The sequence below is a fragment of the Mesorhizobium sp. M7A.F.Ca.AU.001.01.1.1 genome, assembly GCF_004022735.1.
GTDB lineage: Bacteria > Pseudomonadota > Alphaproteobacteria > Rhizobiales > Rhizobiaceae > Mesorhizobium > Mesorhizobium ciceri.
The window spans coordinates 1-678 of record NZ_RZPF01001291.1 but is presented as its reverse complement, the minus strand read 5'-3'; the positions used below and the strand labels follow the sequence as shown (position 1 = coordinate 678).

Here is a 678-nt window from a genome sequence, read left to right as displayed (position 1 = left end):
GGTCGGAACTGGTGTTCGGCATCGGCCCGGCCGGCACCGGCAAGACCTACCTGGCGGTGGCGCACGCGGCGATGCTGCTCGAGCGCGGCATGGTCGAGCGCATCATTCTCTCGCGGCCGGCGGTCGAGGCCGGCGAGCGGCTGGGCTTCCTGCCCGGCGACATGAAGGAGAAGGTCGATCCCTATCTGCGGCCGCTCTATGACGCGCTCTACGACATGATGCCGGCCGACAAGGTCGAGCGCGCCATTGCCGCCGAAGTGATCGAAATCGCGCCGCTTGCCTTCATGCGCGGCCGCACGCTGGCGCATGCCGCCGTTATCCTCGACGAGGCGCAGAACACCACGCCGATGCAGATGAAGATGTTCCTGACGCGTCTGGGCGAAAACTCGCGCATGATCGTCACCGGCGATCCGACCCAGATCGACCTTCCCTCGAACACCAAATCGGGTCTGGTCGAAGCCTTGCGGGTGCTGGACGGCGTGGCGGGCGCGGTCACCGTGCGCTTCAACGACGGCGACGTGGTTCGCCATCCGCTGGTGGCGGAAATCGTCAGGGCCTACGACCGGGACGCCAAGCTGGCGCGTGGCCTCGGCGCCGAGAATTGATGTTGGCGATGCGGCTTCATGCCTGAGGACATAATATCCGGCGACGGGAATATTCCCGTCGCCGGATATTATG

Annotated in this window: 1 protein-coding gene; it reads left to right on the top strand. The window is 65.6% G+C overall.

What is annotated here, in order from left to right; all coding sequences use genetic code 11:
- Positions 1–605 (top strand): PhoH family protein (locus EN884_RS37725; RefSeq protein WP_164895503.1); only part of this gene is annotated, 605 nt, incomplete at its 5' end.
- Positions 606–678: the final 73 nt, after the last annotated feature.